The organism is Mycobacterium sp. (assembly GCF_049802695.1).
Taxonomy (GTDB): Bacteria; Actinomycetota; Actinomycetes; order Mycobacteriales; family Mycobacteriaceae; genus Mycobacterium.
The window spans coordinates 1-7,103 of sequence record NZ_JBARMY010000180.1; the positions used below are offsets into that span (position 1 = coordinate 1).

The following is a 7,103-nucleotide window of genomic DNA, read 5'->3' on the forward strand; positions in this document are numbered from 1 at the left end:
CGGGGGCCGGGCCGGGCGCGACAGCAGCAGTGGGGGCTACCCCGGGGGCTTCCGGCGCGGCCGGAGCTTGCGGTGCGGCCGGAGTTTGCGGTGCGGCTGGACCGGGAACCACGGACGCGGGCCTGGGCTGAGTCGAACTGCTAGAGCTGACGAGGGCCAGACCCAATGCGCCGACGGCGCCGACGGCGCCGACCACAGCCGCGGCCACCACGGCACCCTTAGGCACGAACCACCGCCGGGCTGGCGGGTTAACCGGCTCAGGCGCGTAATCGGAACGCTCCGACCGATCCCCGTGCTCGGCCGGCGGGCGGCCGAACCGACTCCGTCCGGCGGCCACCGTAACCGCCTCAGGCGCGAACTTGGGACGGTCGGAAAGATACTCATCGTCGGCTGCCGGGTTACCGAGCGGACTCGAGGCCCACGCCGAGGCGATCGTATAGTCCGGGGACGCGATAGTGTCGTCGGCGGTTCGCTTGTAATCCGGGGAAGCGATTGTGTCGTCGATGGATCGCCTCATGTATGCGGTCCGGTCCGGGTCGTGGGTAGTGCCCATCATGTGTTTCCTTAACCTGTAGGCGCGGTCTCGGCGGGCGGGTCAAGCCGATAGCAGCAGCCACCCCGGGCCGGTCGGACACCTTTTGGACAGCTTTCTTGGAAACCACCGGGGACAGTTCAGGTGAGTGTCGTCGCCAGGAATTGGGGCAAGCCAGGGTGTCCGCGCCACTCTTTGAGGTGATGTCCCATACATCGCCGTGCCACTCACTGTGCTACTGCGCGCTGTTCATGGTGGCCGTCCTTCGCGCCTAGATTTGTAATGGTTGACGCTATAGAGCGAAACCAAATACCGAATCAGGGATTTCCCTATGCTTCTGGGACGCGATTGCGACGGTGAGTGTCGCGTTATGGACTGAGGCCGGCAGGCGCGCACGCCAGGGAAACGACGTCTGCCGAGCCGGTGGCGGCTATCCCGAAGACCACCTCGTCGAAACCTTCGCGTCCCATTCACCATCAACCACGTTGGTCATCCCGCAACATTGCTGCAGATGGACTATGTCGGCCCGCCCCATCGTGGAATTCGGTACGCAACGCTTGGCCAACTCTGCTGGATTCGCGCCATCAAATTGCTTTCCGTCGAAGTTTGATCGCATGCGCGCGCCGCTATCTGCCCTTACCATGAATGTTTGCTGAATTCCTATAATTGGAGTGGACCAAATGCGCCCATGCGGACGCGCCGCGGCCGGTCGTTGGTGGGCGCTCAGCGATGGCTGAGCGTCGTCACCTATCGGCCGGGCAGTTTACCCGTCGGGACGAAGCCGAGACGGTAGCGGATTTCTTGGTTTCAGCATGTCGTGAGCCCGCAGCGTTAGTGGTCGAAGGCGAGCCGGGGATCGGCAAGACCACACTGTGGCTAGCCGCCGTGGAGCAGGCCCGTGAGCGTGGCTTTTGGGTGTTGTCGGCGCGTGCAGCCGCGGTGGAATCGGGATTGGCTTACGCGGCGTTAGCCGATCTACTGTGCGCGGTCGACGCAGCGGTATTGGATCAGTTACCGGAGCGTCAACAGGTGGCCGTGGACCGGATCCTGTTGCGCACCAGCGAGCGTGGCGCTGCGACCGATCAACGCGCGGTGTCGGCGGCATTTCTCTCTATTATCGAGAGACTCGGCGAGACGTCGCCGGTGCTGCTCGCGATCGACGATCTCCAGTGGCTTGATCACTCGAGCAGGCATGTGCTGGCATTCGCCACGCGGCGGTTAGCTGCGGGCGTGGGTGTCCTGTGCACTCGCCGCACCGGCACCCCAGGCGAGGACGCGTCATCATCGTGGCTTAACCTTCCTAAGCCCGACGCCATTGGACGAATTCGCTTGGGTCCGTTGAGCCTCGGCGCCCTGCACGCGGTGGTTTGTGAACGGCTCGAGAAGTCATTTCCCCGTCCGACGATGGTGCGAATCCACGAGGTTTCCGGTGGTAACCCATTCTATGCGGTTGAAATCGCGCGAGTGATCGACACCCAAGCACCCGTCGGTGAAGTATCGCTTCCCCGGACACTTTTCGAAGTGGTGCAGTCGCGACTCGACAGTCTAGAAGTTAGCGTCCGAAATGCGTTGCTGGCGATGGCCTGTCTGAGTTCAGCCACTACGGGAGAGGTCATTCGAGCCACGGACATGGACTCCGATAGCCTCATCGAGCTACTTGAGCAGGCTGAGGGTGAGGGAATCATCGAGATTACTGGTAACCGGCTGGAGTTCACGCACCCGCTACTGGCGCGAGGGGTTTACGACAGCGCGGCACCGGCGCAGCGCCGCAGGATGCATCGTCGACTTGGCCAGATCGTGGGCCAGCCCGAGCAGCGCGCCAGACACTTGGCGCTAGGTGCCACTCGGGGTGACTTGATGATTCTGCAAGCGCTTGACAGGGCCGCCGAGTCGGCAAACACGCGTGGGGCACCCCACGCCGCCGCCGAACTGCTCGAGCTGGCAATGCGACTCGGCGGTGACACGCCACAGCGCCGGATCGTAACTGCTGCAAACCATTTCGATGCAGGTGACCCGGGGCGGGCCCGGTCTCTGCTAGAGGAAACGACAGCGCAGATGCCAGCCGGCCCCGCCCGCGCCGCGGCTTTGCATTTGCTGGCCCTGGTGCGCCTCTACGGCGACAATTTCGGTGATGCGGCAGAGTTGCTCAAGAAGGGACTTGATGAGGCGGCCGAAAATGCCGCGCTCCGAGTACAGATGCTGGTGGCTTTGGCATTCGCCTTAGTCAACACCGGGAATCTGCCCGCCGCACTGTCTACCGTTGAGGACGGGGTGACCGCTGCCGGCGAGCTTGGCGCTCCGCCTCTGATGAGTCTGGCGCTGGGCATGCGGGTCGTGCTGCATGTCATGCGGGGCGACGGGTTTGACGAGGCAAGCATGCGCCAAGCGATCACGCACGAGGACCGCTACGCGAAGATGCCCCTGGCGTTTCGTCCCACCGTGCAGAGCGCGATGCTGCTGGGCTGGATGGGCCAGCTTGAACGCGCCCACGAGCAAATGCTCGCCATCCGCCGCGATTGCATCGAACGCGGCGAGGAGGGCGAGCTGATGTTCGTCGATTTCCACATGGTGACACAGGCGATTTGGCGTGGAGACTTTACCGAAGCCGCGCTGGTTGCCGACGACACAATGGAACGGGCTGTGCAGCTCGGCGGCGACTTCCCCGCATTCATCGGTTTGACCGTCCGAGCCACGGTCGCAGCTTATAGCGGCCACGACACCGCGGCCCGGCGCGACATCGACGAAGCGCTTGCCGCTGGTCAGCGCAGCAATGCGCACACATTGATGCAGTGGACCGTGGACGTCTTAGGCTTTCTCGAGGTGTCGCTGGGCAATTACGAAGCCGCGCTGACCACGCTGCAGGCCCGCCTGAATATGCTTGAGGCAGTGCCGGATTCGACCGAAATCATTTCGGCCAGCTTCGTGCCCGACGCTGTCGAGGCGTTGATACAGGTGGGTCGGATCGGCGAGGCCGAGTCGCTCGCCAGCACGCTGCAGCGAAACGGCGAACGACTCGATCGTGCCTGGATGTTGGCCATAGCTGCGCGTTGCCGAAGCATGCTGCTGGCCGCAGACGGTGACCTCGACGAGGCAATTCTCTTTGCGCAGCGGGCGATGGCGCAGCATGACCGGTTGGCAATGCCGTTCGAGCTTGCACGCACCCAACTGCTACTGGGTCAGTTGCAACGCCGCAGCCGTCGCCGCGACGCCGCTGCGGCGACCCTGCGGGAAGCGCTCGCGACCTTCGAACGACTCGACACCCCGCTCTGGGCGGCGCGGGCGCGAGCCTCGTTGGCTCGTAGCGGCCCTGCACCGACCCGGGCCAGCTTGCTGACTGCGTCAGAGCGACGGGTCGCCGAGCTTGCGGCCTCCGGGATGACCAACCGGGACGTCGCTGGTGCGCTGTTCATCAGCGTCAAGACCGTGGAGGTCAACCTCACCCGGATATATCGCAAACTCGACATCCATTCGCGGGCCGAACTGGGCCGCCGCATCGATCAACTCGGTGAGTAGGGAAATCCCTGATTCGGTCTCGGTTGCGATTCTCTAACGTCGAAGCGATGGGTATCGCTGCGGAATCGCTGCCGTGCTACCTCGTCGAGTGGTACCGCCCTGGGCTTCACACAGAACAACTGGACAGCATCGCGGCCCACGTCGACCAATCGTCGGCGTTGGTGCGCGCTGAGGGCTTACCCGTGCGGCGCGTCTTAACGCTGGTGATTCCGACCGACGACGTGGTCTTCGGGATATTCGCCGCCAGCGCGGCGGACATCGTCGCCCTGGTGTGCCAGCGTGCCGGCATGCCGGCCTCGCGGCTTACTGCCGCACTCGCCGATCGCAATCGGGTGGCAAAGCATAGGGAAATCCCTGATTCGGTGTCCGCTTTCGCCTCGTAGCGTCAACCAGCAGAGATCAGCCGAGTCACCGCACGGCCCGGTTGGCATGTACCAGAAAGGACACCATCATGAAGACCAATCTTGCTCAACTGTTCACTCCCGCCGCGGTTACGGCGGTGATGCTGGGGGCTATGGGCCTGGCGTCGCAGGCCCCGGTGTCGGCGCTGCCATTTGGGCCGGACACCTGCGCTCAGGGATTCGTCTGGCGCGAGGCCATCCCGTCCGACCATGTCTGTGTGACCCCGGACGTGCGTTCCCGCACCGCACAGGAAAACGCGACCGCCGTCGATCGCCGCGACCCCAACGGCGCCTACGGGTCGAATACCTGCAAGTCAGGCTTCGTGTGGCGGGAAGCGTTCAACAGTGACGCAGTCTGCGTGACCCCTGACATCCGGAGCCAAACATTGGCCGACAATGCTTCTGCGGCATCGCGGGTCGCCCATTAGTAAGGCAAAGCCAGCATTGAAGCCGTCGACGGCACGCCCCCGCCGTGACGATGGCCCCACGCCCGGCAGCGTGTCGGTGGAACCTGTTGGCGAACACTAGCCGTGTGTAACGGCTTGCGGGTGAACGTCGGTGAAGGAGGCTACCCGTGTCGAAGACGGATATCGCGGTCCTCCTCGCGCTGTGCGCCGCACTGGCATCAGCGGTTGGCGGTGTGATCCGTCAGCGGTCCGCGCAGGAGATCACCGACGAACCGGTAGGCCACTTGAAGTTGTTCCGCATGTCGTTGCGCGACAGTCGGTGGTGGCTGGGTGGCGGCGGAGCCGTCGCCAATTACGGGCTGCAGGCCGCGGCGCTGGCGCTGGGCTCGGTGATGTTGGTGACGGCTCTGCAGGTGACGACGCTGCTATTCGCCTTGCCGATTTATGCGCGCCTCGCCCATCATCGGGTGACCCGCTGGGAGTGGATGTGGGCCGCGCTGCTGGCCGGTTCGGTTGCGGTCGTCCTCGTTGTCGGCGACCCGGCGGCCGGCCACTCGCGGGCCTCGGCCGAAACCTGGGCCGTGGTGGCTGCAGTGATGGGCCCGGCGTTGGTGTTGTGTGTGCTGGGGGCGCGGATCTGGTCGGGTTCGGTCGGCGCGGTGCTGCTGGCCGTGGTGTCGGGTTCGTTGATGGCGCTGTTCGCGGTGCTGACCAAGGGAGTGGTCAAGGTGCTCGAACACGGCCTCGGGACGGCGCTGCGTACACCCGAGCTGTATGCCTGGATTGCGATCGCGCTGGCCGGGATGACCTTTCAGCAGGCGTCGTTCCGATCCGGTTCGTTGAGCGCCTCGTTGCCGACGATGACCGTGGCGAAGCCGGTGGTGGCTTGGCTGCTGGGGATCGCCGTGCTCGGTGAAGCTCTCCACTTTGGAGGCGAAAGGGTAATTGTGCTTGGCGCGGCAGTGGTGATGACGATCGTGGCGACCGTGGCCCTGGCCCGCGGCGAGGCCGTTGCGGTGGAGACCGATACCGGGCGGGACGTGGAAATTACCAGTCACGATCCGGCGCATCGCAACGCCAATTCGATTGCGCGTCATCTTGGCTCGCGACGCCATCGACGGCAAACCGCGTCACGCCCTGTTGTGAGTATTTAACGAGGCTTCTCCAGAGGGTCTGGCGAAACGCCGTAGCGGGGGTCACGAGATTGAACCAGTACCACTGGCCAGCCCTGTTGTACTGGGTGTTTCGGCTGCGATCATGAGCGGAGCGGCGCCGCGGCGCATACGTAGCCACCCTCACCAATGACCTCTGTGGCGGCCAAAGAAGTGGCGAGAATCTCGGCAAAAATATGGGGACATCCCTGATTCAGCGACCGAACCTTCAAAGTAACGTCGCAAACGATTTATCCCACGATTGCATTTGCCCGGAAGGAGACGGTCGTGAGTCAACGAGACATCGCGATGGCGGAGGTCAATGACCGGCGGGGCCAGATCGACTGCTCAGCTCTCACCGGCATGCGCCGGCTCGTCGTCGCCGCTGCGCTGCTGTGTTGTGCAGCGGCGGGCTGTCAGTCTCAAAGCGGTTCGAGCACCTCAGGCAGCGCTGGCCCGGCGCCGGGTTCGCAGGCGGCGCACACGGCGAAACCGATCGATGTGTGCTCGATGCTTTCGCCGCAGGATATTTCGGCAGTGCTAGGTGTGACGGTGCAGGGCAAGTCGACCGGCAAGGATCCGGAAATGGGCGCCTGTGCCTGGGAGAATCCGTCGACGCAGGAATCGGTGTCCGTTGAAATCAGCAACCCGGGCACGGCACGGAATAATGTCCTGCCTTCGGCGGAGCCCGGTTTCCCTGATCCAACAACACCGGGGCCTGATGGCATGCGTTACATGGGCGGCGGTGGCACGGTCGAGTTCGCAGCCGGTGACAGGTCGAACACAGTTCAGGTCGCGGTGCTGAGTCTCTCAGCAGACCAAGCTAATTCGGCTGCCATTGATCTCGCGCGAAAGATAGCACCGCAAGTGCCCCAGTAGCCGTTGACATGCGGCGCCGTCCGCGCGATGGCGACCCGCCTCGGCGCTAACCCGGATTATGGCGATCGGCGATCGAACGTCCCCAGCCATCCGACGGCAGCGCTGATGCGGTCCGGAGGCGCACCGGCGTCGGCACATACCAGCGCGACGGTATCTGCCGATTCGGCGGCGAAGACACCGAAGGCGTAGTCATCTGTCGGGATCGCCAGCGCCATCAGCA

At 64.1% G+C, this 7,103-nt stretch carries 5 protein-coding genes and 1 pseudogene; 5 read left to right on the plus strand and 1 reads right to left on the minus strand.

From position 1 onward, the window contains the following. Positions 1-553: pseudogene (locus WA317_RS07155) on the minus strand (hypothetical protein); the annotation flags it as partial. Between the two features lie 708 nt (positions 554-1,261). On the opposite strand from WA317_RS07155, the gene WA317_RS07160 reads away from it, so the two are divergent. The 5 genes from WA317_RS07160 (at position 1,262) to WA317_RS07180 (ending at position 6,883) form a co-directional block, all read left to right on the plus strand. Further along, entirely contained in the window at positions 1,262-4,045 is a 2,784-nt protein-coding gene (locus WA317_RS07160; RefSeq protein WP_425172370.1) for a helix-turn-helix transcriptional regulator, read from the plus strand. Positions 4,046-4,092: 47 nt separating this feature from the next. Continuing rightward, a complete protein-coding gene (locus WA317_RS07165) occupies positions 4,093-4,428 on the plus strand; it encodes a hypothetical protein (protein WP_425172371.1) in 336 nt (111 codons plus the stop codon). Positions 4,429-4,496: 68 nt separating this feature from the next. Continuing rightward, entirely contained in the window at positions 4,497-4,874 is a 378-nt protein-coding gene (locus WA317_RS07170) for a hypothetical protein (protein ID WP_425172372.1), read from the plus strand. Between the two features lie 146 nt (positions 4,875-5,020). Further along, a complete protein-coding gene (locus WA317_RS07175) occupies positions 5,021-6,007 on the plus strand; it encodes a DMT family transporter (RefSeq protein ID WP_425172373.1) in 987 nt (328 codons plus the stop codon). Positions 6,008-6,292: 285 nt separating this feature from the next. Continuing rightward, on the plus strand, positions 6,293-6,883 hold the full coding sequence (locus WA317_RS07180; RefSeq protein ID WP_425172374.1) for a hypothetical protein: 591 nt from the start codon (positions 6,293-6,295) through the stop codon (positions 6,881-6,883). The last annotated feature ends 220 nt before the right edge of the window (positions 6,884-7,103 follow it).

Bases quoted from the DNA above. Each gene is read 5' to 3' on its own strand.
- WA317_RS07165 (WP_425172371.1), top strand. From the start codon at position 4,093: ATGGGTATCGCTGCGGAATCGCTGCCGTGCTACCTCGTCGAGTGGTAC.
- WA317_RS07170 (WP_425172372.1), top strand. From the start codon at position 4,497: ATGAAGACCAATCTTGCTCAACTGTTCACTCCCGCCGCGGTTACGGCG.
- WA317_RS07160 (WP_425172370.1), top strand. From the start codon at position 1,262: ATGGCTGAGCGTCGTCACCTATCGGCCGGGCAGTTTACCCGTCGGGAC.